Source organism: Sphingorhabdus sp. EL138, from assembly GCF_945890115.1.
Classification (GTDB): domain Bacteria; phylum Pseudomonadota; class Alphaproteobacteria; order Sphingomonadales; family Sphingomonadaceae; genus Sphingorhabdus_B.
In genome coordinates, this window is sequence record NZ_CAMDCK010000003.1 from 1 (window position 1) to 24,566 (window position 24,566).

The window sequence follows — 24,566 nt, forward strand, 5'->3', positions numbered from 1 at the left end:
GCCTTGGTGGCGCTGTGGCTGGTGTGGACAAGCATCCACCGTATTGGCCCCGAACAAGAAGGCGTCGTGACGCAATTGGGCAAATATGCGCGCACAGTGCAGCCGGGCATCCAGTTCACTTTGCCTGCGCCGCTGCAAAGCATCACGAAAATTGATACGCAGCAGATTCAGACGACATCTGTAGGTTCGCCAAAGGCAAGCAGCGAGAATCTGGTACTGACGAAGGACCAAAGCATCATCGACATGGCTTATGATGTCCGTTGGTCGATTAAAGAGCCGGAGCTGTATCTGTTCCAACTCGACAGCCCGCAGGAAACGGTCAAAGAAGTTGCCGAAAGCGCTATGCGCGCTGCGGTCGCCAATTATGATCTGACGCAGGCCATTGGCCCTGGGCGTGGCGCAATCGAGATCGAGGTGCGTCGCCGGATGCAGCAAGTGCTCGATGAATATCGGGCGGGTGTGCTGATCCAGAGCATCTCAATCCGCCAATCGGACCCACCGGCCGAGGTTAATGACGCCTTCCGTGAAGTGAACGCGGCGCAACAACGGCGCGAAAGCTATTTGAACGATGCCCGCGCTTATGCCAGCCGCGTGACTGAGCTCGCATTGGGTGAAACCGCCGAATTTGACAAAATCTATGTGCAATATCGTGAGGCACCAGAGGTTACCAAACGTCGGCTTTATTATGAAACCATGGAGCAAGTACTTGGGAAGGTCGACAAGACGATTGTCGAAACCGGCGGCGTAACACCGTATCTTCCCATTCCCGAATTCCAGAAAAGAACAGGTCCAAAGGCCGAACCAGTGACCGTTACAGGGACTAAACAATGACCAGCAGCCTTCTTCGCAATCCGATTTATCTCGCGATTGGAGCGATCGGCGCGCTCATATTGATGAGCATGTCGGTGAATGTCGTGCCCGAAACGCAACAGGCCATTATCAGCAGCTATGGTAAGGTCGACCGGATCGTTAACGCTTATAGACCAGGTGAAAAATTCGGCGAAACGCGTGCCGGGCTTACCTTCCGCATACCCTTTGTCGAACAAATCCAGATGATCGACAAGCGCGTCTTGAGTGTTCAGATGGAGCAACAGGAAGTGCTTTCCACCGACCAGTTGCGGTTACAGGTGGACGCTTTTGCCCGTTTCCGTATTACCAAGCCCGCGGTGATGTACCGCACAATCCGTACAGAAGATCGCCTGCGCGACCAATTGCGGACGATTTTGGGATCATCGCTGCGCAATGAGCTTGGCAAGCGGACTTTCGCGACATTGCTCAGCGCGGAACGCGGCGAAGTCATGGAGAATATCCAGACTGCGCTTAATCGCGAAGCCAAGAATTATGGCGCCGAAGTCATTGACGTGCGCATCAAGCGTGCCGACTTGCCAGCCGCAACGTTACAGTCGGCGTATAACCGCATGCGCAGCGCCCGAAATCAGGAAGCCATCGCCATTGACGCAGAAGGCCAAAAGGAAGCGCAGATTATCCGCGCGGACGCCGAGGCTGAAGCCGCCCGCATCTACGCCATCAGCTATGGCAAGGACCCGGGTTTTTATGATTTCTATCGCGCGATGCAAAGCTATCGTCAGACATTCCAAAATGGCGAAGGCGCAACGAACATCATCCTGTCGCCGCAAAACGCCTATCTGGAAAAATTCCGTAAAGGGATTTAGTCGAAGGACGATGACGTTGGCCAGTTGAATGGCGTCCATTCAATCGGCGTTCAGCTTTAGCACGCCAACGATGAATAGATCTTCGGGCCCTTTGCCCAATTGAATAGACGAAAGGAATGATATCCGTGCGTTACGCTTATGCAGTTACCACCGCGCTTTTGATGGCTGGCGGCACAGTTGCTTTAGTCAATGGCAACCCCGTGACCGCGCAAACCGGACTGGCTGTCTCGGAACAGGTCAATCTCGCCCCGGGCGGCGCGCCGTCGAGCTTTGCGGATCTCGCCGCACAATTGCAGCCCGCAGTGGTCAATATCGCCACGCGTCAAAAGGTGCAGGTAGCCACCAGTTTTAATCCGCTCACCGGCGAACGCCGCCCCGTCACACAGGAACAAGCGAGTGGGGGCTCAGGGTTTCTTATCTCAAGCGACGGCTATATTGTCACCAACAACCATGTTGTGGCAGGTGGCCCGGCTGGCGAAGCGGTTGACCGCGTGACGGTGACGCTTTTCGACGGCAAAGAATATGAGGCCGAAATAGTTGGCCGCGATCCATCATCGGACATTGCTTTGCTCAAGATCCGCGCCTCGAACTTGCCCTTTGTCAAAATGGCAGATTCTCAGAAAAGTCGTGTGGGTGATTGGGTAATCGCCATTGGTAATCCGCTTGGCCTTGGCAACACGGTAACCGCAGGGATCATCTCGGCGCTTCAGCGTAACATCGGCGCTGGCGGAGCATATGACCGCTTTATTCAAACCGACACTGCAATTAACCCAGGCAATTCGGGTGGCCCATTATTCAACCTGAAGGGTGAAGTTGTCGGCATCAACAACCGCCTGATTTCGCCAGTGGGCGCGAATATCGGCGTTGGCTTTGCCATCCCAGCCGAAGAAGCCATTCCGGTCATTGAATCCCTGAAAAAAGGCGTCCGTCCAGAGCGTGGCTATTTGGGGATCAGCATCAGGCCCGTCGATGAGGTTACGGCCGACGCAATTGGTCTGGAGAAAAACCGCGGCGAATTGGTAGCGCGCATTGTTGCCGGTGAGGCAGCCGACAAGGCTGGCCTGAAAGAAAATGACATTGTCATTCGCGTCAATGACCGTGAAGTGACGCCCGAAGTGACCTTGTCCTTCATTGTCGCCAATATCAAACCGGGCACACGTATTCCGCTCGACATTTTGCGCGAAGGCAAGCCTATGAAGCTGACCGCTACGGTTGGCGCACGTCCGCCCGAAGAGAAGCTGGCCCAACGCAACTTCAACCCGGAAGAAAATAAAGACTTCGACAAGCAAACCGATACGCCCGATTCTAAAGTCATTCGTGATGCTCTTGGCTTCAGCGTCATTCCATTGGATGCCGAAATCGCACGTGTGCTTGAATTACCCCGCGACTTTAAGGGCATAGTCATCGACGTCCCCGGCACCGGCACTGGTGCGCAGGTTGGTTTACGGCGCGGGGACGTCATCGTCTCCGCAAATTATCGCGACTTGAATACAGCTGCCGCGCTCGCCGCCGCCGTCAAGGATGCAAAGGCAGCCGGTCGCAGCGCGATCCTGCTGGGCGTAAAACGGCGTGGAGCAGCCACGCAATATGTAGCTGTGCGTTTGGAAGATTAAGACTGTTGTCGGTCGCGTCAGGCTGGTGCTAGTTAAGCTATGGACTTCATCAGCACCGACTGGCGCGCCGACGCCGAACATATCCTTCCCGACCTTATTGACCTGCGCCGGGCTATTCATGCCGAGCCGGAATTGGGTCTGCAAAATCCTAAGACATTGGCGAAGATCAAGGCAGCGCTTGCTGGCCTTCCGCTTGAGCTGCGTGAGGGGCCATCAACCACTGGCCTCATTGCTACCCTCAAAGGCCCTGCCAATGGCCGTAATGTGCTTCTGCGCGGCGACATGGATGCACTGCCGCTGCATGAGGATACCGGCCTTGAATATAGCTCGCTGACCGACGGCGCGATGCATGCGTGCGGGCATGATACCCATGTCGCAATGCTGGTTGGCGCGGCAAAGATGTTATGCGCCAAACGCGAGCAATTGGCGGGTACGGTCCAGTTCATGTTCCAACCGGGCGAAGAGGGCCATCATGGCGCACGCTTCATGCTCGACGACGGTTTGATCGACCCCCTGCCCGATGCCGCCTTTGCCTTGCATATCATGCCCAACGCCCCGCGCGGGGTGTTTAGCGGGCGTAGTGGTCCGTTACTGGCATCGTCCGATGTACTGACCATAGCCGTCAAGGGCGCTGGCGGCCACGCCTCCATGCCGCATGACGCCATCGACCCCATCCCCGTCGCTTGCGAAATCGTTTCGGCGATCCAGACGATGGTGACCCGCAAGATTTCAGTGTTCAATCCGGCGGTCATCACCATCGCCAAAATATCGGCGGGCACCACCAACAATATCATTCCCGAAACTGCGCATTTGCTGGGCACCATCCGCACCTTGTCCCCACAATCGCGCGCACGCGTGGCCGAGGAATTGCACCGCCTTGTTCCCGGTATCGCCGCTGCACATGGTTGCAGCGCGCAGGTTCATATTGAACAGGGTTTTCCCGTCACCGTCTGCGACGACCGCGCCGTTCAGTTTGGCAAATCGGTGGTCGAGGATATGTTCGGCCCCGAAAGCTGGATCACGCTCGACACGCCCATCATGGGTGCCGAGGATTTTGCCTATGTGCTCGAAAAAGTCCCCGGCGCGATGTTCTTCTTAGGCGCGTCACACGAAGGCGACGACTGGCGCACTTGCTGTGGCCTGCACTCCAACCGCATGGTCTTAGACGACAGCGTCATGGCCAAAGGCGCCGCCCTCCACGCCGCCATCGCTGAACGTTTTCTAGCCGACGGGTTTGCTTCCTAAATTTACTTACCCGCCGCCTTCTCCACAGCGCGCATCACGCGAAGGACATTGCCTTGCGCAATTTTGGCGAGGTCCGCCTTCGCATAGCCACGGCGGACGAGTTCGGCGAATAAGGCGGGATAGGTTGAGACATTTTCCAAGCCAACCGGCAGTTCGTCCACGCCGCCAAAGTCACCGCCGATGCCGATATGGTCAACCCCTGCAACCTTGCGGATATGGTCGATATGGTCGGCAACTTGCGCCAGCGTGGCCTTTGGCTGCGGGTTGGCGGCTATCCATGCGTCAACAGCGGCCTTTTCGCCAACCGGATTGCCGGAAAACTCAGTCTTAGCGCGCCCTGCAACGGCGGAGCGTTCATATTCCCATTGACGCCGCGCGGCTGAGGTAAAGCCCGGCACGAAGGTCACCATCACCACGCCGCCATTTTGCGGCAGGCGCTTGAGGACCGAATCGGGCACGTTGCGCGGGTGCGGCGTGACCGCGCGGGCGTTGCTATGCGTGAACAGAACAGGCGCCGTGCTCTTATCCAACACATCGTGCATCGTTGCCTCTGACACATGGCTGATGTCCGCAATCATCCCCAATTGGTTCATTTCGGCAAGCACTTCAAAACCAAAGGGCGACAGTCCGTCATGCTTTGGCGCGTCGGTTGCGCTGTCCGCCCAATCGGTGGTCAGGCTGTGCGTAAGGGTCATGTAACGCGCGCCAAGCGCATAAGTCTGCCGCAGGATTTCCAGCGAACTGCCGATGGAATGCCCACCTTCCATGCCAATGAGTGAGGCGATTTTGCCCTTTTTTATCGCCGCCTCAACCTCTGCCGTCGTTTCTGCATAACTGAATGTTTCGGGATATCGCGCCATCATTTGCCGGACGACGTCGATTTGCTGAATAGTGCGCGTCACCGCCTCATGCTTGGGCAAAGCGGCGTCGACATAAACCGACCAATATTGCCCGCCCAAAAATCCGGCGCGTGCAGTTTTTATATCAGTATGCGTTTTGGCGAGCACGTCTGCTGGCAACGCCGCCAGGTCGAACTTTGAAAAGTCGCGGTCAAACAACTCAGCAATCTGGTGGGGAGTGTCATTATGGCCGTCGATGATAGGCGATTTGGCCAGCACTTCGCGCGCGGTTTCTTCGGGCGTCGCAGCGGCGGCGGGCATAGCCATTGCCCCTAGCAGCGCCACGACAGACAGTTGCAAAACTTTACGCAGGTGAATAGCAGCGACTTGATTTCGAACGTCCATAATAGCCTCCAAATAAATAGGGTCAGGTCCCTGCCTGCGTTTGCCATCGGTAAGAAAGTGTTTTGTGCCTATGGCAGCAAAATCGTGTCGACCGCGCTGTCTGCCATCTCGGGATAATCGAGTGTAAAGTGGAGTCCACGGCTTTCATGCCGCGCCAGTGCCGACCGGATAATCAATGCGGCAACCTCAACGAGGTTACGTAACTCAATCAGGTCAGGGGTGACGCGGAAATGCCTGTAATAATCCTCAACCTCGCTACGCAGTAAATCAATCCGGTGCTGCGCCCGCTCCAACCGTTTGGTCGTGCGCACGATACCCACAAAGTTCCACATAAACTGCCGTATTTCGCGCCAGCATTGCGCGATAACTACCTCTTCATCGCTGTCGGTCACGCGGCTTTCATCCCATGACCGGATTGGCGGCGGAGGCGGCAGGCGGTCCCAATTGGCCTCAATATGCCGCGCACAGGCATCACCAAAGACAAAGCATTCCAGCAAGGAATTAGACGCTAGACGGTTTGCACCATGCAGGCCGCTTTGCGTCACCTCGCCTGCGGCATAGAGGCCCGGTGCGTCGGTCCGACCGTCCAAATCGACAATCACACCGCCGCAGGTATAATGCTGCGCTGGCACCACGGGGATGGGCTCGCGCGTGATATCGATGCCAAGACCCATAAGCTTTTCGTAAATATTCGGAAAATGCGTTTTCACAAATTCGGGTGGCTTGTGGCTGATATCGAGGTGGACATAATCAAGGCCATCGCGCTTGATTTCGGCGTCATTGGCGCGGGCGACAATGTCACGCGGCGCAAGCTCTGCACGATCGTCGTAATCGGGCATGTAACGATGCCCGGTTTTCGGGTTTTTGAGGATTCCGCCCTCGCCGCGCACCGCCTCAGTTATCAGGAAATTTTTAACCTCAAGATTGTAAAGACAGGTCGGGTGGAATTGCATGAATTCCATGTTGGAAACGCGGCACCCCGCGCGCCACGCCATGGCAATGCCGTCGCCCGTCGCACCCCGCGGGGCAGTTGAATAAAGATACGTCCGGCCAGCACCGCCGCTCGCCAAAACAGTCGCGCGCGCGGTGAAGGTTTCGACCCTGCCCGTTTTGCGGTTCAGTGCGTAGACCCCGTGAATGCGGCCTGACGTTGAAAAGCGTTCCTGATGCCGGCCCAAGATCAAATCGATCGCGACTAGGTCCGGAACCAAACTGATATTGGGATGTGCTCTGGCGGCAGTCTCCAACGCTTGCTGCACGGCCCAACCAGTGGCGTCGTCCACATGGACGATGCGCCGGTGGCTATGTCCGCCTTCGCGGGTCAAGTGCCAGTCATTGCCCTCCAAATTGAAGGGCACGCCAAGCTTTGCCAACCGTTCAATCGCGAGTGGCGCGTTTTCGACAACAAATTCCACCGTGGCGCGGTTATTCAGCCCCGCGCCTGCGACCATCGTATCTTCGATATGGTTCGCAAAATTGTCGCCGGGTTCAAGAACGGCGGCAATCCCGCCCTGCGCCCATGCTGTTGCACCGTCGGAAATGGAACCCTTGGCCAGCACCACAACCTTGCGCGTCGCCGCCAATTGCAACGCCGCCGTCAACCCCGCAGCGCCCGAACCAATGATCAGAACATCCGCTTCCATCAACTCCCCTCCCGCGTGCGGGAGGGGTTGGGGGAGGGTATCGCCGCCAAGCGCTCGCGTATCATTACTAAGACTCCCTCCAGATTAAGCGTTACTTGTTCATTCGTAAAACGCAGCAATTCATAGCCTTTTGACCGGATAAATTTATCGCGTTGTCCATCATATCCTTGCCGTGCGTCATGTGACCATCCGTCCACTTCGACAACCAGCTTCTTCTCACGACAAACAAAATCGACGAAATAGCTGCCGACCTGAAATTGCTTTGTAAATCGGTGCCCGTTTAACTGACCAGACCGTAATTGAGACCATAATGTGCGTTCAGCTGGTGGAGATGCTCGGCGCAGTTCTCGTGATCGTTCGGTGTTTCTGGTTCTGAAAATTGGATTGTCCAACTACCTGCCCTCCTGAACCGCTATAGCCCTCCCCTAGCCCCTCCCGCAAGCGGTAGGGGAACATCTTATGTGGCACTTGTCAGGCGGAGGAAGACGTCTTCAAGGTCGGCCTCCTTGGTGGTTACGTCAACGATGCCCAACCCAAGCCCTTGAATCACGGAAAGCACTTCGCCTGCGTTCATACGGTCTTTATTGTACGTAATCTCAACCGTCCGCTCACCAACCAATTCCGTTTTTTCAAAGGCCTCATGCGTTGGCGCACTGGTTACATCGCGGTCCAGCGTTAATACGACTGCCTTCTCGCGCGCCATACCGACCAGTTCGCGCGTCGGCTTGTTGGCAATCAACTGCCCATGGTTGATGATCGCGATCCGGTCACACAACTGCTCGGCTTCTTCGAGATAATGGGTGGTGAGCACGACCGTCACGCCTTGGCGGTTCAGTTCCTGCACATAATCCCACAATTGCTGACGCAGTTCGATATCGACACCAGCCGTCGGTTCATCGAGCACGATGACGGGCGGCGCATGCACCATGGCTTTGGCGACCAGCAAGCGGCGCTTCATCCCGCCCGACAGGGTCCGCGCATAGGCATCGGCCTTGTCCTCCAACCGCACCGCCTTTAACAATTCCATCGTCCGGCGTTTCGACTTGGGCACACCATAAAGACCCGCTTGCAACTCAAGCGCTTCTTTCGGTGTAAAAAATGGGTCGAACATAATCTCCTGTGGCACAATGCCAATGGATGCCTTCGCGTTACGCGGATGCGCGTCGATGTCGAACCCCCATATGGACGCGCTGCCCGATGTCTTCATCACCAGCCCGGCCAAGATGTTAATCAACGTGGATTTGCCGGCGCCATTGGGCCCAAGAAGGCCGAAAATCGACCCTTGCGCGACGTCAAAACTCACATCGCTTAGCGCTTGTTTCCCCCCCGCATATTTTTTGGAAAGATTTTGGATCGAGATAGCTTGTTCGGACATGTTGTTGCGATAGCGAACGCATGGTGTCAGCGCAATCGCATGGAATCCCCCCGCTAGAATTTCGTGGACGCACGATTATCGTGACTGCACTATTTCTCAGCCGTTGCAGCCACGTTGCGGCTTTGCTAAGCGGCGGACATGAACAACAGCGCCCCCGAAACAATCCGAGTCCGCGAACCGCGTGTCGCTTGCGACGGCAGTGGAGATATTCCCGCCGCATTGGGTCACCCGCGAGTCTGGCTTCAAATTGATGAAAAAGGTTATGTCGACTGCGGCTATTGCGACCGGCATTTTGTGCTCATCGGTGGCCCGGCGGATAATATTCCAAGCTAAGCCACACCCCAAGCGTCGCTAAACCACCGTTCAGGCAGCAGCCGAAAGATCCTGAAGCCGCGCCCGGTCGCGTATGGCAACGGTCCGGCGATCCGGCAGATGGATGACTCCATCGGCCTTTAACTTAGAAAACTGACGGCTGACGGTTTCAATCCTTAGCCCCAGAACGTCGCCAATCTGCTGGCGATCAAGCGGCAGTTCAAATGCGTCCAGTGCGCCTGTGTCAACCGTACAGCCCGTTTCGCCAAGACGAACAGACATTTCGAGTAACAAAGTCGCGATCCGTTCGGTCGCGCTTTTCTTACCAAGCAGCAACATCCATGCATGCGCACGATCAAGTTCATCCAACGTCCGGCGCAGCAACTTATGTTCCAGCTCGGGATGCTGCCGAGCAAAGCCGTCAAAGGTGGATCGGGAAAATATGCACAATTCAGCATCGGTCAGCGCGGTCACGCTATACGGGCTTTGCTGGCCAAAGGGCCGCCCAATAAAATCTGATGCAAAAACAATCCCGACAATCTGCTCCCGGCCATCAGCCAAGCTCATCGAAACCTTTAGCACGCCTGCGATAACATTGGCGACAACGACAGCGTCATCTCCCTCCCAAAACACAGTCTGCCCCTTGGAAACTTTTTGCTTTCGACCTTGCCGACTCAGCAGTTCAAGCTCGTCCGTTTCGAGTCCGGCGCAAATTGCACGGTTGCGTACAATGCATTGGGAGCAGTCTTGCATGGTCTGATCATAGCCCACGCAGCAAAGCGCAGCAACCGTTCAAAGCGGGGCTTGGCATACCGTCGGTCCGCCGCTCTGATATCGCATGTGCAGATCGCGACACTATCAGGGTTCGTCCCCAGTTGCGCACAAGGAAAATGGTAGCGAAGGAGGGACTTGAACCCCCGACCTATGGATTATGATTCCACCGCTCTAACCAGCTGAGCTACTTCGCCATCCAACCGTGAATCCCAGCATTTGCGGGGAAGCACGCGGCGCTATAAGCGCGGGGGTTATAAGGGTCAAGCATTGTCAGCCGCGAAATGACCATCTGCCGATATGCTCCCAAGGCCCACCCCGATAATAATGCGCCGATAGACCCGAAATGGCCAGCGGACGGGGTCGAAATGTCTCCCGCAAATGCGCGTGGAGCGCCTTGGCGACTGGCGGCTCAACCTTGTTCTGGATCGTTATGTGCAATTTGGGTGTGGCCTGATCTTGCGGGATTAACAGCCCGCGAAAACTGTCGGCCAACGCCTCCCGCATCGAAAGCAATTCAGGACTCTCCACGCGGAACGCCACGGCCTTGCCCAGCAACATAACATCCCTGATATACGCAACAGGCGCCGTATAGTCCTGAACCAACGCCGCAAGCCTCGACTTTATCTCTGGCAAATGGCTTGGCGGCAAATGGTGAAACAGCGTAATATGCGCATCGACAAAATTGCGCTCCGCCGGAAAATGCGCACGGCGTAGGCCATTGGCCCATGCCTGGTCGGTCTTGCCCATGTCGGCGGTGATGATGATGGGTGCGGTCATGGGGTGGGTTTAGAGGAGTGAATGTCCCGCCGCTACCTCTCACTGTGTCATCCCCAACTTGATTGGGGATCCATGGTCAAACTTGTGATTTTTTCGAGTGGTCAGGGCCATGGATTCCCGCCTGCGCGGGAATGACAAAGAGTGGGATTAACTGCGACCCAATTGCGTGATCCTGAAACAAGTTCAGGATGATGTGCGGTAGAGGCACAAAAAAGCCGCCCTGTCTTGCAACAAGGCGGCGTTTTGTATGCAGCAATCGAAAGCTTTATGCTTCGTCGCTTGCCTCAGCCGAAAGGCCGGCCGCTTCAGCAGCAGCCTTGGCGGCAGCTTGCTCTTCGCGGCGCTTTGCATTGGCAGCCGCTTCGGCAGCATCCGCTGCGTCAGAGGCCACTTCAGCTTCAACCTGCGCTTCAATGGCTTCAGCAGCGATCTCGGCCTGTTCGTCTTCGAACATCTGGTCGAGCACGTTGACGCCGTCCTTCTGCAACTCCGCTTCGTCGTCCGAACGGGCCACATTGACCTGAACATTGACAGTAACTTCGGGATGCAGAACAACTTTGACACCGAAAATGCCGAGCGTTTTAATTGGGCGTTCAAGCACGATCATGCCCTTGGAAACCTTGGCGTCTTGGGCGACCAGACCGTCAACAATATCCTTGACCGAGACCGAACCGTAAAGCTGGCCAGTTTGCGAAGCGGCGCGGATCAGAATGATCTGCTTGCCTTCGACACTGCCTGAAGCCTTTTGGGCTTCATCACGGCGGCTTGCGTTATCGCTTTCGATTTTCGCGCGATTGGCTTCGAAAACCTTGCGGTTAGCGTCGTTTGCACGGAGCGCTTTTTTGTTTGGTAGCAGGAAGTTACGGGCATAGCCGTCCTTCACGGTGACAACATCACCAATTGCACCAAGCTTTTCAACGCGTTCGAGAAGTATGATATCCATATTTCGGCTCCTTACTTCACGATGTACGGCAGAAGGCCGATGTGACGGGCGCGCTTGATCGCTTGGCCCAGCTCACGCTGCTTCTTTGCCGAAACGGCGGTGATGCGCGATGGGACAATCTTGCCGCGCTCTGAGATATAGCCTTGAAGCAGGCGTACATCTTTATAATCGATTTGCGGCGCGTCTTTACCCTGAAATGGGCAGGACTTGCGGCGACGGAAAAACGGACGTGCCATGTCTTAAGCCTCCTGCTCTGCGCGCGGTGCGCGGTCTGGACGGTCGCCACGATCTGGCCGAGGGGCACCGCGATCACGGTCGCCACCACCAAAGCCGCCACGCTCACCGCGTTCGCTGCGCTCTGGACGGTCGCTCTTGCGCATCATGACCGACGGGCCGGCTTCATGCGCGTCCACGCGGACAGTCATGTAGCGAATGATATCTTCGTTCATGCGCGTCTGACGCTCAAGCTCGGCAATCGTGTCGCCCGAAGCATCAATGTCGAGCATCACGAAATGCGCTTTGCGGTTCTTTTGAATTTTGTAGGTCAATGTACGAAGACCCCAGGTTTCGGTCTTTACGACCTTGCCTTTATTGTCTTCTACAATCTTGGTGGCGTTTTCAGCCAGCGCGTCAACTTGGGCCTGTGAAAGGTCCTGACGCGCCAAAAATACATGCTCGTACAGAGACATGGGCGTTTCCTTGTTCCTACCGATCGCTGACGCAGCACCATGCATACGCCCCTCCGGCCTTCTTCGATTTCAGTCAGGCGGACCTGAGCGAAGTGGCGCGTTTAGGAGAGATTGGTGCGGAATGCAAGCGATTCGCGGGGTTGCGAAAATGTGTTGCCAGCCTTTAACGCCCTAGCCGCTGCAAGATGTCCGCCGCAAACGCACTCAATGTATCATCCCTTGCGCCCATGATCACAATCCGGTCGCCCGGCCTTGCGAGCGCCACGATGCGGTTGCCACATTCTTCGCGGCTGGGGATATATTCGGCGTTGCGGCCAGCGGCGGTGACTACCTCGGTGATGCTTTGGCTACCGATGCTTTTGTCCACGGTGCCGCCGAAATAGACGGGCCCGCAGAGGAGCAGATGGTCGTCTGCGCCAAGCATGTCCGCAAACACGCCCGCAAGTTCAGCGCCCATAACGCGAATGGGGCCGTAACCATGCGGTTGGAAGAAGGCGATGATGCGGCCGGGAAACGCCTTCAACGTCGCCAGCGTCGCGGCAATTTTGTCCGGGTTGTGGCCGAAATCGTCAATGACAGTGATGTTATTGGCCTTGCCGACAATGTCGAAACGGCGGGCGAGGCCATGAAAGCTTTCTACGCTGCGCACGGCTTGCGCGACGGACACGCCAAGCGCAACGCTGACGGCTATCGCAGCAAGGGCGTTGGCGATATTGTGCCTGCCGGGGACGATCAAGGTCACGGGGTAAGCTTCGCCCAATGCATGGAGCGTGAAGCGGCTACCAAGCGGGAGATCAGTGATGTCGGTCGCGCGGAAATCGGCGTTGGAGGAAAATCCGAAGCTGACAGCGCCCTGCAATGCCATCGGTGCGACCAAGGCCACCGTCTCCGCATCATCGGCATTCCAGACACAGACTTTTGCCTTTTTGGCAAAGTCCCCAAACAACTGCCGCAATTCTTGTAGGGTTTTGTGATCAAGACTGACATTGTTCAGCACCGCAACTTCGGGCGCGAACAAAGCGATGGAGCCATCGCTTTCGTCGACCTCCGAAACGAAAGCCTCCCCCTGCCCCACGCGCGCGCTGGCAAAGGGCGCATCATCGGCGACGAAATTCTTCATCACCGCACCGTTCATGATCGTCGGGTCAAGGCCAGCATCGGTCAATATCCAGCCGATCATTCCCGTCACCGTCGATTTGCCGCTCGTCCCGCCAACCGCAACGCTGCGCGGGGCGGCGTTGAACAAATCAGCCAGCAATTCCGCGCGGGTCATGCGCGGGCAGCCAAGCGCGTTGGCCTTTGCGATGTCCGGCACACTGTCCTCAATGGCGGCGGACGCAATCAGAATTTGGTCGCCGTTTATCAGGCCACTGCCGTCTTGCGGAAACAGGTCGATGCCAAGGCTTTGCAGCCATGCAAATTTCGGCCCCAACCGGCCTTGGTCCAGCGCGCGGTCGGAACCGGCCACAATAGCATTTGTATCGCGGACAATGTTGGCCAAGGGCAACATGCCCGATCCACCAATGCCACAGAAGAAATAGGATTTGTTTTTGTGCATCAGTGGCGGTTATGGCCGGAAGATGAATTTGGCAATGGTCCTGTATATACAAAACTGCGTCACCCCCGCGAAGGCGGGGGGCCAACTCTCGCTCTGTCGACACATGACCGCCCCGAATTGGATTCCCGCCTGCGCGGGAATGACGATATTTGCGGAAGAGAGTGAAATATGCGGATAGCTATTTGCGCGCCGTCAACGCCATTTACGCGTGAGGACGCAGCGCGTGTTATTGCGCTTGCCGCAACCTCCCACCCAAGCGCGGAACTCGTCTTCCACGACCAATGCTTTGCAGAGGCTGGGCATTTTGCCGGACCCGATAAAATGCGCAGCGCCGCGTTTGTGGATGTCGCCAATGACCCAGGCTTTGACGCCGTCTGGTTCGTGCGCGGTGGTTATGGGGCTTGCCGGATCGCCCAAGACGCAGTTGCGGCGCTCAATTCAGCAGCAGCGGATAAAATCTATATGGGCTATAGCGACGCCGGCAACCTGCTCGGCGCGTTATATGCCGCAAAAATAGGCCGTGTCTGCCATGGGCCGATGCCAGCCGATATCCGGCGCGATGGTGGTGCGGCCGCCGTCCTGCGCGCGCTCGATTGGATGCTGCACGCATCGCCGCACGCGCTTGAACGACATATGCAGTCCGGCGAAAAATATGCGGCGTTCAATCTGATGACCTTGGCGATGATGGCCGGCACGCCGTTAATGCCTGCATTGAAAGACCATGTGTTGATGGTCGAGGAAGTCAGCGAATATCTCTATGGCTATGACCGCGCATTTTTTCATGTAACCAGCCATCTGCAATCCGCAGGACTCGCCGGATTACGGCTTGGCCGCGTTAGCGATGTACCCGAAAATGACCGGCCCTTTGGCGAAACTGCCGAGGAGATTGCCCAAGGATGGTGCGCAAAAACGGGTATCGATTATCTGGGCCGCGCGGATATTGGCCACGACGCCGACAACAGGATTGTACCGTTCGGGCTTGCAACATGCAGCGCCGCGCCATAGGCGATTTTGCACAAACACCGACCATCAGGAGCAGTTATGCGCGCATTTGTTTTCCCCGGGCAAGGTAGCCAAGCTGTTGGCATGGGCAAAATGCTCGCCGAAGCGAGCCCAATCGCACGCGCAGTGTTTGAGGAGGTCGATGAGGCGCTTGGCCAACATCTGTTTCGGTTGATGTGCGATGGGCCAGAAAGCGATCTAACGCTCACCGAAAATGCGCAACCCGCGATCATGGCGAATGCAATGGCAACCTTGCGCGTACTGGAAAAGGAAGGCGGCGTTCGGCTATCGGAAAAATGCGATTTTGTCGCTGGCCATTCCTTGGGCGAGTACACCGCGTTATGTGCCGCCGGTGCGTTGCCTTTGTCGGTGACGGCGGCATTGTTGAAGCTGCGCGGGCGCGCGATGCAGGCCGCCGTGCCGGTTGGCGTCGGCGCGATGGCCGCCTTGCTGGGCGCAGATATCGAAAAGGCGGAGAGCTTGGCGGCTGCGGCTGCAGAAGGGGAAACCTGCACCGTCGCCAATGACAATGACCCGTCGCAGGTGGTTATCTCCGGACATAAAGGCGCGATTGACCGCGCGATTGCGCTGGCGAAGGACCATGGCATTAAGCGGGGCATATTATTGCCCGTGTCTGCACCCTTTCACTGCCCATTGATGCAACCTGCCGCCGATGCCATGGCAAACGCGCTTGCAACGACGACCATCCACGCGCCGTTGGTGCCTTTGTTCGCCAACGTGACCGCTGCGCCGGTATCCGACCCCGATACCATATCTCGGCAATTGGTGCAGCAAGTTACAGGCCGAGTCCGCTGGCGCGAGTCGGCGATTGCCATGGCGGAGGCCGGCGTCATGCATTTTGTCGAATTTGGCGGAAAGATACTGTCACCCATGGTAAAGCGCAGCGCGGGCGAAGACATCACCACATCAACTGTCATCAATATGGATGACATCGAAGCCTTGTTGAAAGCGATATAATGACCGACCAAATTCTTCAGTCGCGCGATGGCGGGATACTGACCATCACGCTGAATATGCCCGAAAAGCGCAACCCGATTTCGGATGTGTCTGTCGTCGAACAATTGTGCGACGCCTTCATGGCAGCGGATCAGGATATGTCTGTGCGCTGCGTCATCCTGACGGGCGCGGGGACGGTGTTTTCCTCCGGCGGCGACCTTAAACAAATGCGCCCAGATAGTGGTGGCTTGCGGGCAGGATTGCCTGCAGAAACCCGCCGCAATTATAAATATGGCATCCAGCGTCTGCCCTTGATGTTTCAAGCGCTCGAGGTTCCGGTCATCGCGGCGGTCAACGGCGCGGCTATTGGTGCAGGGCTTGACCTTAGCACGATGTGCGACATTCGGATTGCCGCGTCTTCCGCCAGTTTTGCCGAAAGCTTTGTGCGATTGGGCATTACGCCGGGCGATGGTGGCGCATGGCTGCTGCCGCGCATCGTCGGTTTTTCAAAAGCCACCGAACTAGCCCTGACAGGCGAAACCATAGACGCTGCCGAAGCATTGCACATCGGGCTGGTTACGCAAGTGGTAGATGATGCTGACCTGATGATCGCCGCGCGAACGGTTGCGGACAAAATCGCCGCAAACCCGCCGCATGCCGTCCGGATGACGAAGCGCCTGTTGCGCGAGGGTCAGACGGCAGACCTCAAAAACATCCTTGAAATGTCCGCCGCAATGCAAAGCTTGGCGCATGCCACTGCGGACAATGACGAGGCTATCACCGCGTTTCTGGAAAAGCGCGCACCCGAATTTAAGGGAGAATGATATGTTTGATCTAACCGGCATGACCGCGCTCGTTACGGGGGCATCGGGCGGGATTGGCAGCGCAATCTGTCACGCGCTGGCGGCCCAAGGCGCGCGCCTTGCGGTGTCAGGCTCCAATGTGGAGAAGCTTGAAGCATTCAGGGCAACCTTAAGCGGCGACCATGTTGCGGTCCCATGTAACCTTGGCGATAAGGACAGCGTTGAGGCGCTGGTCCCTGCGGCGCTCGAAAAGCTGGGTCAGATCGACATTCTGGTAAACAATGCCGGCGTTACCCGCGACAATTTGACGATGCGTATGAAAGATGAAGAATGGGATGACGTCATCCGCATCAATCTTGAGGCTACATTTCGCCTGATGCGCGCCGCCACTAAACCCATGATGAAGGCGCGCTTTGGTAGGATTATAACCATCACCAGCGTCGTTGGGACCACGGGCAACCCCGGCCAAGCCAATTACGCCGCGTCCAAGGGCGGGTTGACTGCGATGACCAAAGCAATCGCACAAGAACTCGCCAGCCGCAATGTGACGGCCAATTGCGTTGCGCCGGGCTTTATCGCTACCGCAATGACCGAAAGCCTGCCCGATGCGCAGAAAGAGGCATTAAATGCACGTATCCCCATGGGCCGCATGGGCGAAGGCGCGGATATTGGTGCTGCCGTTGCATATCTCGCTTCACGCGAAGCGGGTTATGTTACCGGCCAAACAATCCATGTGAATGGCGGCATGGCGATGCTTTGATGCATAAGCGTCGCTTGCCACTTGCCAGCGGCTAATCTGCACATTAGGGCAATAGCAGAAATTCAACATCCCAACCAAATAAGGGGCAAAAAAATGAGCGATATCGCTGAACGGGTCAAAAAGATCGTAGTTGAACATCTGGGCGTTGAAGCCGACAAGGTCACAGAAGCAGCAAGCTTCATCGATGATCTGGGCGCGGACAGCCTTGATATTGTTGAGTTGGTTATGGCGTTTGAAGAGGAATTCAACGTTGAAATTCCCGACGATGCTGCCGAAAAGATTGCTACTGTTAAGGACGCGATCGATTTCATCAACAGCAACGGCTAAGCCGTTACGCGCTCTATGTTGCGCGAGTAGTTAGAAATCAAACGGCTTTCCGGCTAGCGTCAATAGCGCTCCTGTCGGAAAGCCGTTTGCTTTTTGGCCCCTGTTCGCAGTATCGGGCCGTAAAGATTAGATTTTGGAGATAGCGCAATGCGTCGTGTCGTGGTCACTGGATTAGGTCTGGTTACGCCCTTGGGTGCAGATGTTGAAACCACTTGGTCCAACCTGATTGCTGGAAAGTCCGGTGCTGGCATGATTACGCATTTCGACGCCAGCAACCAGAAATGCCTGATTGCGTGCGAAGTGAAGGCAAAAGACCATCCATGGGGCTTTGACCCTGACAAACGCGTGGACCATAAGGTTCAACGTCAGGTCGACCCGTTTATCATTTACGGTATCGATGCCGCCGGCCAAGCATTGGAAGATGCGGGCCTCACCGATTTAACCGAAGACCAAAAAGTCCGCGCAGGTTGCTCCATCGGGTCCGGAATCGGCGGTCTACCAGGCATTGAAAGCGAAGCGTTATTACTTGCGGAGAAAGGTCCGAGCCGCGTCAGCCCGCATTTTGTCCATGGCCGCTTAATCAACCTGATCTCAGGCCAAGTCAGCATCAAATATGGCCTCAAAGGCCCCAATCACGCCGTCGTCACCGCATGCTCCACCGGCGCGCACTCGATTGGCGATGCCGCCCGCATGATCCGCGATGATGATGCCGACATCATGGTCGCTGGCGGTTCAGAGGGCACCATCAACCCGCTAGGTATCGCAGGCTTTGCACAGGCTCGCGCGCTCAACATGAGCTTTAACGACCGTCCAGAGGCAGCCAGTCGCCCTTATGACAAGGACCGCGACGGTTTTGTCATGGGCGAAGGCGCGGGCGTTGTCGTGTTGGAAGAATATGAACATGCCAAGGCACGCGGCGCGAAGATCTATGCCGAAGTCGTTGGCTATGGCTTGTCGGGTGATGCCTATCACGTCACCGCCCCGCATCCCGAAGGTGACGGCGCGTTTCGGTCCATGCAGATGGCCCTGAAAAAAGCAGGCATGACGCCCGCCGATATTGATTATATCAACGCGCATGGCACATCGACCATGGCAGATACGATTGAGCTGGGCGCGGTAAAGCGCTTATTTGGTGATGCCATGGTACATGTGTCGATGAGCTCGACCAAGTCCGCAATCGGCCATTTACTGGGCGGCGCTGGCGCAGTGGAGAGCATTTTCTGCATCCTTGCGCTGCGTGACCAGATTGTGCCGCCAACGCTCAATCTCGACAATCCAGATGAAGGCACCGAAGGCGTTGACCTTGTTCCACATGTCGCCAAGAAACGCGAAGTGAAGGCTGTTTTGAACAACAGCTTCGGCTTTGGCGGGACGAACGCCAGCCTCATCATGAAATTGGCTGAATAAACGATCGTGCTAATATCATCGCATAGCTCTCAACCTGTCATTCCAGCGCACACGGGAACTGGCGACGGGAATGAGAAGGGTTAATTGTGGCAAAACGGTACGGAAAACAGGCAAACCGCCGCATTGCCAAATGGGCGGTCATTGTAGCAGCTCTGCTGCTGACAGTAATCGCCGGTAACTTCATTTATGGATGGACTGCGCCCGGACCGCTGGAGCGCGCGGCCACTGTAATCATCAAGCCAGGCTCAAGCATGATGTCGGCGGCACAGCAGCTTGAAAAAAGCGGCGCGGTCAAATCCGCCGATGCGTTTGTCAGCCGAGCAAAGATTTTTGGCGCATCTAACACTATCAAGGCAGGCGAATTTGTCATTCCGACAAAGGCCTCCAATTCCGACATATTGTCCATCCTGACAGATGGGAAAACCGTGCAACGCATGGTCACCATTCCCGAAGGCATGCCTTCGATCATGGTGTACGAACGCCTGATGGCCAATACGCAGCTCACCGGAGATATTTCGGTTCCACCCGAAGGCTCGGTTTTGCCTGACAGCTATGCCTTTGACAAAAATGAACCGCGCGCTGCCGTCCTGAAACGCATGCAGGATGCCATGACAAAAACAATGGCCGAGTTGTGGCCAGAACGCAGCCCGAACGCGATGGTCAAAACGCCGTTAGATGCGCTAACACTCGCGTCGATTGTTGAAAAGGAAACGGCGCTTAAATCAGAATTGCGCATAGTTTCTGGAGTCTATTCCAATCGCTTACGCACCGGCATGCGGTTGCAGGCCGACCCGACGATCATTTACCCCATCACAAAAGGCAAGTCGCTTGGTCGGCGCATTCGCAAGTCCGAAATCCGGGACGTGAACGACTATAATACTTACGCTATGGCTGGTCTGCCAAAAGGGCCGATCGCCAACCCGTCACGCGCCGCCATTGCCGCCGTTCTGAACCCGCAAAAGACCAGCGCATATTATTTCGTCGCTGACGGCAAAGGCGGACATATATTCGCCGACACATTGCAAGAACACAATATGAATGTGGCAAAATGGTACGCTATCCGCCGCCAGCGTGGGGAAATGTAGTCCTTTTAGGGTCCTGACCCTAGGGTCAGAACCTAAGGCTCCACAATGTTGAACGCGCCCGGCATGGGGTCAAGCGCAGCCTGAAGCTTCTCAATTGCCGCCCTGTCGCCTTCAATCTTCAGTCCAGCTGCCTGTAACTGCGCTGCCGGCATTTTCAGGAACAATAAGGCCAAAAACAACTGGCGCGGGCCAGTGACCGTCACCATAGGCGCGGCATGGACCTGCCCCATTTCGCTGAACATCACCGAATTGCCGACCGTGACTTTTGCCGTCTCTTTTCGGTCAGAAATCACAAAATTCAGCGCCAGCGCGGCATTGCCAATAATATTCGGGTCCAGCCCGGTCGACACCGAATCCAACAACAAACCCGTTGGTATCGCCGAAATCATATCGATGCTTTGCGTGTTAACGCCAGCCTTCATGCCTGCGCGCAGTTCGCGCGCGCCCGTCAGAAACATGTTGCGCCAGATCGCGGATTCGGACTGATAGCCTTGCTGTTCATAGCTGTCGGCAAGCAAGGCCCGCCCTTCAACATTTTTGGGTTCCGCAAACACGAGTTGGTTCAACAGGTCGGATGACCAGCGATAATCGCCCGCTTTCATCGCCTTTCTCGCTTCTGCCAAAACCTTCTTTGCGCCGCCCATCGCTGCCACCATTTTGGCCGCGCGAATCTGGGGCGGATGCGGATTGAGATTGGCGGGGACGGCGTCATACCAACCCAGATAATATTGATAAATCGCCTTCGAATTATGGCTGTAGGTGCCATAATAGCCCTTGTTAAACCATTGGTCGCCAATCGCTGGCGGCGCCTTCAAAACTTCTGCGATCTCCGCTTGTGTCATACCCTTGTTCATCATGCGCACGGTTTGGTCGTGCATATACCGATAATTGTCGCGCTGCCCCGCCAGCCAGCCCTTGACTTCGGATGGACCAAAACGCGGCCAGCAATGGCTGGATGCGATAACATCGCTCCGCTCGCCATATAGGTTGACGGCTTCGTTCAGAAACACGGACCAACTTAACGTATCACGGACTTTCGCCCCGCGCGGGGTCAGGATATTGTGCAGGCTGCATGTCGCAATTTCAGCGGCCAGAAACGTCCGCGCCGCAGGCATATAGACGTTCATTTCGGCTGGCGCTTCTGTATGTGGCACCATTTGGAACTCCAACGTCACGCCATCAACTTCGCGCTGTTCGCCCGTTTTGCGAATATCGATTGTGGGCGGGATCAGCGTGAGATCACCGCCGCCAATGCCTTTGCCGATGCCACTGCCCATTTGCCCCTGCGGGCCAGGCGTCAGGTTACTGCCAAATTGAAACGTCGCCCGCCTGCCCATGGCTGGGCCAGCCATGACATTTTCAGACGCAGTCTCGGCCAGAAAATGCTCCGGCGCAATGATTGCAACCTTGCCCGCTTTGACGTCGGCTTCATTTATGATCCCGCGCACACCGCCGAAATGGTCGGCATGGCTGTGACTGTAAATGACCGCAGTGACTGGCCGCGTCCCTAGCTTTTCATTCACCAGTTTCAGCGCCGCCGCCGCCGTATCCCGACTGGTCAGCGGGTCGATGATGATCCAACCCGTTTGGCCTTTGATCACCGTCATATTCGACACATCAAAGCCGCGCACTTGCCAGACATTATCGGTCAACGCATAGAGCCCATGTTTACGCAACAGGCCCATATGCCGCCATAGGCTTGGGTTCACCGTATCGGGTGACTGGCCGTCAACCATCCAGTCATAAGCGCCAAGGTTCCAGACAGGCTTGCCATCCTTGTTGGTGATGACGGGGTCGGACAAAGTGCCGATAAAGCCCCTGTCGGCAAAATCGAAGTCACGGCCATCTTCGACGGGAAGCTGCGCCGCGACGCTGCGTTGCGCGGCGACCGTTGCATCAGAGGCTGGCTTTGCATCTTGCGCAAATGCGCCTGTCGCTGACGCCGTGCTCAATAACGCTGCCCATATCATTTTGTGCATCTTGCTCTCCCCTATATTTTGTCGGCACGATGCAACATTAGATGCATCAGGTAAATCCGCTATTTGCGCGTCTAGGGGCAGGACCACTTAAAGCCCATCACAGGAAACTATAAGGGTCGACGTCGATCCCAACCCGCACGCCGCGCGGAAATTGAAGGCCGCCAAGCCATTCACGGATGATATTCTGCACCTCAACCGAACGCTGGGCATGAACCAAAAGGCGTTGCCGATAGCGCCCGCGCAACATGGCGAGCGGCGCTGGCGCCGGTCCATAGACAATCATTCCGTCCACCTGCGGTGCGGCGCCACCCACGGCGCGTGCGGCCTCAATGGCTTCGCGCTCATCTTCGGACGAAATAATGATGGCTGCAAATCGCCCGAATGGAGGCGCACCAGCGGATTTGCGTTGTTCAGTCTCGGCATCATAAAATGCATCACGGTCACCAGCGACCAAAGCCGCAATGACGGGATGGTTGGGGTTGCGTGTCTGAATGAAAACCTCGCCGGGTTTTTCGCCCCGCCCCGCCCGACCCGCGGCCTGCGCAATTTGCTGGAAGGTACGTTCGGCAGCGCGCAAATCTCCGCCCTCAAGCCCCAGATCCGCGTCGATCACCCCGACCAAAGTCAGTTCGGGAAAATGATAACCCTTCGTCACCAATTGCGTGCCGATGATGATGTCCACTGCCCTGTTTTCGACACGTGACACAAACTCCGCCGCCTTTTCGGGCGACCATAAAGTGTCCGATGTCGCAACGATGGTCCGCGCTTGGGGCAATAGCCGGTTCACCTCGTCACTGATACGTTCCACGCCCGGACCACAGGCGACCAAAGTATCGCTCTCGCCACATTCCGGGCATTGCTCCGGTGGAGGCATGACATGGCCGCAATGGTGGCACGCAAGACGGCGCACGAGGCGGTGTTCCACCATCCAGCTTGTGCAGTTGGGGCATTGGAACCGGTGGCCACGGGTCCGGCACAAGGTCAACGGCGCATAGCCACGCCGGTTGAGGAACAACAGGCTCTGTTCGCCGCGTTCGACCCGCTCTTCTAACGCCTTGAGCAGGGTAGGCGCAATCCAATGCTGCGCGTCCGGCGCGTCCAGCGTCAGGTCGATGGCCTTGATTTCAGGCATCTTCGCCGCGCCAAAACGCGACGGAATTTCAAGACCTTTGTAGCGGCCAATGGCCACCATATGCCGCGATTCTAGCGCTGGCGTGGCCGATGCCAGCACCACCGGGAATCCTTCAAAATGGCCACGCATGACGGCAACGTCGCGCGCATGATAGCGCACGCCATCTTCCTGTTTAAAACTGGTCTCATGCGCCTCATCGACAATGATGAGGCGCAAATTGGTAAAGGGCAGGAACAGGGCCGAGCGAGCGCCCACCAGAACTTTGGCGCTGCCATCGGCGACGGCACGCCAGACACGGCGGCGCTGGGTGGACCGCAGATTGCTGTGCCAGACCGCCGGCTCGACACCAAAGCGGGCTTCGAAGCGGGCAAGGAACGGCGCCGTCAGCGCAATTTCGGGGAGTAGCACCAGAACCTGTGTGTTCAGCCGTATCGCCTCAGCTACCGCCTCAAAATAGGTTTCGGTTTTGCCTGAACCTGTCACGCCATCGAGCACGAAGGTATCAAAGCCGCCTGCGCGAATCGCCTCGACCATGCTGTTCGCGGCCAACTGCTGCGCATCGTTCAGCTTCGGCGTGTCAAAGTCCGCCAACGGTTCAGGCAGCGGCGAATCGACGCTTATGGTTACAGGTTCGAACGCGCCTGCTTTGATCAGCCCGCGAATGACGGCGTCGCTGACCCCCGCTTCTGCGGCCAGTTCGCGTACAAGGCCTTGCGCACCCTCCAAGGCGTCCAGCGCGGCCGCGCGTTGCGGTGTCAGCCGCGCAGGCTCAAAACCTGTGCGGCGATATTCGATGATGGTTCCCGTCGCGGTGAACGCAGCCGAAGACGATAATACCATGCGCAAGACCGCCGCATGGCTTGTGAGATAATAATCCGCGACCCAGTTGATCAGGCGACGCAAGCCCCGCCCCAATGGCGGACATTCCACCAGTTCCAGCACTGGGCGCAATTTGCTGGCAGCTATTGCCTCATCGCCAAAAACATCATCATCCCAGATGACGCCGGGCAATTTGCGAGGGCCAAGCGGGACCATCACCACGCAGCCCGGTCCTGCGGTCATATCATCGGGCAGCCGGTAATCGAGCGGGCCGATTGCTTGTGTCAACAAGACGACACGGACGCGGTTTGTGGGCAAGCTCATCACGCGCATATAGGCAATGCTGCAGCGAACGTCACCAACTGGATGATCATCTCCCACGATCGCGAATCTGGTGCCATTAGGCCTATTGTTTTGGCCGATATTTTGCCAAGAGACATGAAACCGAA

At 56.7% G+C, this 24,566-nt stretch carries 24 protein-coding genes and 1 tRNA gene; 12 read left to right on the forward strand and 13 right to left on the reverse strand.

The window, feature by feature from the left end:
* From hflK to Q0O07_RS01850, 4 genes are all read left to right on the forward strand, one after another.
* Window positions 1-831 (forward strand): protease modulator HflK (gene hflK / locus Q0O07_RS01835; RefSeq protein WP_295489656.1); only part of this gene is annotated, 831 nt, incomplete at its 5' end.
* Window positions 828-1,673, forward strand: coding sequence for a protease modulator HflC (hflC, locus tag Q0O07_RS01840; RefSeq protein ID WP_295489657.1), 846 nt, complete (start codon window positions 828-830; stop codon window positions 1,671-1,673). The genes hflK and hflC, both read left to right, overlap by 4 nt.
* A gap of 116 nt (window positions 1,674-1,789) precedes the next feature.
* The gene (locus Q0O07_RS01845) at window positions 1,790-3,286 is read left to right on the forward strand and encodes a trypsin-like peptidase domain-containing protein (protein ID WP_367271024.1); all 1,497 of its coding nucleotides are present in this window, start codon (window positions 1,790-1,792) and stop codon (window positions 3,284-3,286) included.
* A 39-nt stretch (window positions 3,287-3,325) separates the two neighbouring features.
* Window positions 3,326-4,531, forward strand: a complete 1,206-nt coding sequence (locus Q0O07_RS01850) for a M20 family metallopeptidase (RefSeq protein ID WP_295489661.1) — start codon at window positions 3,326-3,328, stop codon at window positions 4,529-4,531.
* 2 nt (window positions 4,532-4,533) lie between these two features.
* Here the strand turns inward: Q0O07_RS01850 and Q0O07_RS01855 are convergent, their stop codons facing one another.
* From Q0O07_RS01855 to Q0O07_RS01870, 4 genes are all read right to left on the reverse strand, one after another.
* The gene (locus Q0O07_RS01855) at window positions 4,534-5,775 is read right to left on the reverse strand and encodes a dipeptidase (protein ID WP_295489663.1); all 1,242 of its coding nucleotides are present in this window, start codon (window positions 5,773-5,775) and stop codon (window positions 4,534-4,536) included.
* Window positions 5,776-5,843: 68 nt separating this feature from the next.
* Window positions 5,844-7,418 (reverse strand): L-aspartate oxidase, encoded by a 1,575-nt coding sequence (gene nadB / locus Q0O07_RS01860; RefSeq protein WP_295489665.1) that lies wholly within the window; start codon window positions 7,416-7,418, stop codon window positions 5,844-5,846.
* Window positions 7,418-7,810, reverse strand: coding sequence for an endonuclease domain-containing protein (locus Q0O07_RS01865; RefSeq protein WP_295489667.1), 393 nt, complete (start codon window positions 7,808-7,810; stop codon window positions 7,418-7,420). Before Q0O07_RS01865 ends, nadB begins: the two co-directional genes overlap by 1 nt.
* 65 nt (window positions 7,811-7,875) lie before the next feature.
* Window positions 7,876-8,793: an ABC transporter ATP-binding protein gene (locus tag Q0O07_RS01870; protein ID WP_295489668.1), complete on the reverse strand. Its 918-nt coding sequence runs from the start codon at window positions 8,791-8,793 to the stop codon at window positions 7,876-7,878.
* A 138-nt stretch (window positions 8,794-8,931) separates the two neighbouring features.
* Between Q0O07_RS01870 and Q0O07_RS01875 the strand changes: the two genes are divergently transcribed.
* A complete protein-coding gene (locus tag Q0O07_RS01875; protein WP_295489670.1) occupies window positions 8,932-9,126 on the forward strand; it encodes a zinc-finger domain-containing protein in 195 nt (64 codons plus the stop codon).
* A gap of 30 nt (window positions 9,127-9,156) precedes the next feature.
* On the opposite strand, the gene Q0O07_RS01880 is transcribed toward Q0O07_RS01875, so the two are convergent.
* The 7 genes from Q0O07_RS01880 to murC form a co-directional block, all read right to left on the reverse strand.
* Complete coding sequence (locus Q0O07_RS01880; RefSeq protein ID WP_295489672.1) at window positions 9,157-9,858, reverse strand: Crp/Fnr family transcriptional regulator; 702 nt, start codon at window positions 9,856-9,858, stop codon at window positions 9,157-9,159.
* Between the two features lie 138 nt (window positions 9,859-9,996).
* Window positions 9,997-10,073: transfer RNA gene (locus Q0O07_RS01885), tRNA-Met, on the reverse strand.
* 76 nt (window positions 10,074-10,149) lie between these two features.
* Window positions 10,150-10,656, reverse strand: a complete 507-nt coding sequence (locus tag Q0O07_RS01890) for a 2'-5' RNA ligase family protein (protein WP_295489675.1) — start codon at window positions 10,654-10,656, stop codon at window positions 10,150-10,152.
* 265 nt (window positions 10,657-10,921) lie between these two features.
* Entirely contained in the window at window positions 10,922-11,599 is a 678-nt protein-coding gene (gene rplI, locus Q0O07_RS01895) for a 50S ribosomal protein L9 (RefSeq protein ID WP_295489677.1), read from the reverse strand.
* A gap of 11 nt (window positions 11,600-11,610) precedes the next feature.
* Window positions 11,611-11,835: a 30S ribosomal protein S18 gene (rpsR, locus tag Q0O07_RS01900; RefSeq protein WP_125229746.1), complete on the reverse strand. Its 225-nt coding sequence runs from the start codon at window positions 11,833-11,835 to the stop codon at window positions 11,611-11,613.
* A gap of 3 nt (window positions 11,836-11,838) precedes the next feature.
* Window positions 11,839-12,288, reverse strand: a complete 450-nt coding sequence (gene rpsF, locus Q0O07_RS01905; RefSeq protein WP_295445533.1) for a 30S ribosomal protein S6 — start codon at window positions 12,286-12,288, stop codon at window positions 11,839-11,841.
* A gap of 163 nt (window positions 12,289-12,451) precedes the next feature.
* On the reverse strand, window positions 12,452-13,846 hold the full coding sequence (gene murC / locus Q0O07_RS01910; RefSeq protein WP_295489679.1) for a Mur ligase family protein: 1,395 nt from the start codon (window positions 13,844-13,846) through the stop codon (window positions 12,452-12,454).
* A 168-nt stretch (window positions 13,847-14,014) separates the two neighbouring features.
* Between murC and Q0O07_RS01915 the strand changes: the two genes are divergently transcribed.
* The 7 genes from Q0O07_RS01915 (at window position 14,015) to mltG (ending at window position 20,187) form a co-directional block, all read left to right on the forward strand.
* Entirely contained in the window at window positions 14,015-14,851 is an 837-nt protein-coding gene (locus tag Q0O07_RS01915) for an LD-carboxypeptidase (protein WP_295489682.1), read from the forward strand.
* Window positions 14,852-14,887: 36 nt separating this feature from the next.
* Window positions 14,888-15,826 (forward strand): ACP S-malonyltransferase, encoded by a 939-nt coding sequence (gene fabD, locus Q0O07_RS01920; protein ID WP_295489685.1) that lies wholly within the window; start codon window positions 14,888-14,890, stop codon window positions 15,824-15,826.
* Entirely contained in the window at window positions 15,826-16,629 is an 804-nt protein-coding gene (locus tag Q0O07_RS01925; protein WP_295489688.1) for a crotonase/enoyl-CoA hydratase family protein, read from the forward strand. Before fabD ends, Q0O07_RS01925 begins: the two co-directional genes overlap by 1 nt.
* Before the next feature lies 1 nt (window position 16,630).
* Complete coding sequence (fabG, locus tag Q0O07_RS01930) at window positions 16,631-17,368, forward strand: 3-oxoacyl-[acyl-carrier-protein] reductase (RefSeq protein WP_295489691.1); 738 nt, start codon at window positions 16,631-16,633, stop codon at window positions 17,366-17,368.
* A gap of 93 nt (window positions 17,369-17,461) precedes the next feature.
* Complete coding sequence (locus Q0O07_RS01935) at window positions 17,462-17,695, forward strand: acyl carrier protein (protein ID WP_295489694.1); 234 nt, start codon at window positions 17,462-17,464, stop codon at window positions 17,693-17,695.
* 147 nt (window positions 17,696-17,842) lie between these two features.
* Window positions 17,843-19,102 carry a beta-ketoacyl-ACP synthase II gene (gene fabF / locus Q0O07_RS01940; RefSeq protein ID WP_295489695.1) on the forward strand — a complete coding sequence of 420 codons (1,260 nt, stop codon included), beginning with the start codon at window positions 17,843-17,845 and terminating at the stop codon, window positions 19,100-19,102.
* A gap of 122 nt (window positions 19,103-19,224) precedes the next feature.
* The gene (gene mltG, locus Q0O07_RS01945) at window positions 19,225-20,187 is read left to right on the forward strand and encodes an endolytic transglycosylase MltG (protein WP_295489962.1); all 963 of its coding nucleotides are present in this window, start codon (window positions 19,225-19,227) and stop codon (window positions 20,185-20,187) included.
* A 32-nt stretch (window positions 20,188-20,219) separates the two neighbouring features.
* Here the strand turns inward: mltG and Q0O07_RS01950 are convergent, their stop codons facing one another.
* Together Q0O07_RS01950 and Q0O07_RS01955 are read right to left on the reverse strand one after the other, a co-directional pair.
* Complete coding sequence (locus Q0O07_RS01950) at window positions 20,220-22,166, reverse strand: alkyl sulfatase dimerization domain-containing protein (protein WP_295489697.1); 1,947 nt, start codon at window positions 22,164-22,166, stop codon at window positions 20,220-20,222.
* Window positions 22,167-22,263: 97 nt separating this feature from the next.
* Window positions 22,264-24,441, reverse strand: a complete 2,178-nt coding sequence (locus Q0O07_RS01955; protein ID WP_295489964.1) for a primosomal protein N' — start codon at window positions 24,439-24,441, stop codon at window positions 22,264-22,266.
* Window positions 24,442-24,566 lie beyond the last annotated feature (125 nt).

Excerpts from the sequence above, each read along its gene's own strand:
- hflC (WP_295489657.1), top strand. The coding sequence starts at position 828 with ATGACCAGCAGCCTTCTTCGCAATCCGATTTATCTCGCGATTGGAGCG.
- Q0O07_RS01845 (WP_367271024.1), top strand. The coding sequence starts at position 1,790 with ATGATATCCGTGCGTTACGCTTATGCAGTTACCACCGCGCTTTTGATG.
- Q0O07_RS01850 (WP_295489661.1), top strand. The coding sequence starts at position 3,326 with ATGGACTTCATCAGCACCGACTGGCGCGCCGACGCCGAACATATCCTT.
- Q0O07_RS01855 (WP_295489663.1), bottom strand. The coding sequence starts at position 5,775 with ATGGACGTTCGAAATCAAGTCGCTGCTATTCACCTGCGTAAAGTTTTG.
- nadB (WP_295489665.1), bottom strand. The coding sequence starts at position 7,418 with ATGGAAGCGGATGTTCTGATCATTGGTTCGGGCGCTGCGGGGTTGACG.
- Q0O07_RS01870 (WP_295489668.1), bottom strand. The coding sequence starts at position 8,793 with ATGTCCGAACAAGCTATCTCGATCCAAAATCTTTCCAAAAAATATGCG.
- Q0O07_RS01875 (WP_295489670.1), top strand. The coding sequence starts at position 8,932 with ATGAACAACAGCGCCCCCGAAACAATCCGAGTCCGCGAACCGCGTGTC.
- Q0O07_RS01880 (WP_295489672.1), bottom strand. The coding sequence starts at position 9,858 with ATGCAAGACTGCTCCCAATGCATTGTACGCAACCGTGCAATTTGCGCC.
- Q0O07_RS01890 (WP_295489675.1), bottom strand. The coding sequence starts at position 10,656 with ATGACCGCACCCATCATCATCACCGCCGACATGGGCAAGACCGACCAG.
- rplI (WP_295489677.1), bottom strand. The coding sequence starts at position 11,599 with ATGGATATCATACTTCTCGAACGCGTTGAAAAGCTTGGTGCAATTGGT.
- rpsR (WP_125229746.1), bottom strand. The coding sequence starts at position 11,835 with ATGGCACGTCCGTTTTTCCGTCGCCGCAAGTCCTGCCCATTTCAGGGT.
- rpsF (WP_295445533.1), bottom strand. The coding sequence starts at position 12,288 with ATGTCTCTGTACGAGCATGTATTTTTGGCGCGTCAGGACCTTTCACAG.
- murC (WP_295489679.1), bottom strand. The coding sequence starts at position 13,846 with ATGCACAAAAACAAATCCTATTTCTTCTGTGGCATTGGTGGATCGGGC.
- Q0O07_RS01915 (WP_295489682.1), top strand. The coding sequence starts at position 14,015 with ATGCGGATAGCTATTTGCGCGCCGTCAACGCCATTTACGCGTGAGGAC.
- fabD (WP_295489685.1), top strand. The coding sequence starts at position 14,888 with ATGCGCGCATTTGTTTTCCCCGGGCAAGGTAGCCAAGCTGTTGGCATG.
- Q0O07_RS01925 (WP_295489688.1), top strand. The coding sequence starts at position 15,826 with ATGACCGACCAAATTCTTCAGTCGCGCGATGGCGGGATACTGACCATC.
- fabG (WP_295489691.1), top strand. The coding sequence starts at position 16,631 with ATGTTTGATCTAACCGGCATGACCGCGCTCGTTACGGGGGCATCGGGC.
- Q0O07_RS01935 (WP_295489694.1), top strand. The coding sequence starts at position 17,462 with ATGAGCGATATCGCTGAACGGGTCAAAAAGATCGTAGTTGAACATCTG.
- fabF (WP_295489695.1), top strand. The coding sequence starts at position 17,843 with ATGCGTCGTGTCGTGGTCACTGGATTAGGTCTGGTTACGCCCTTGGGT.
- Q0O07_RS01950 (WP_295489697.1), bottom strand. The coding sequence starts at position 22,166 with ATGCACAAAATGATATGGGCAGCGTTATTGAGCACGGCGTCAGCGACA.
- Q0O07_RS01955 (WP_295489964.1), bottom strand. The coding sequence starts at position 24,441 with ATGAGCTTGCCCACAAACCGCGTCCGTGTCGTCTTGTTGACACAAGCA.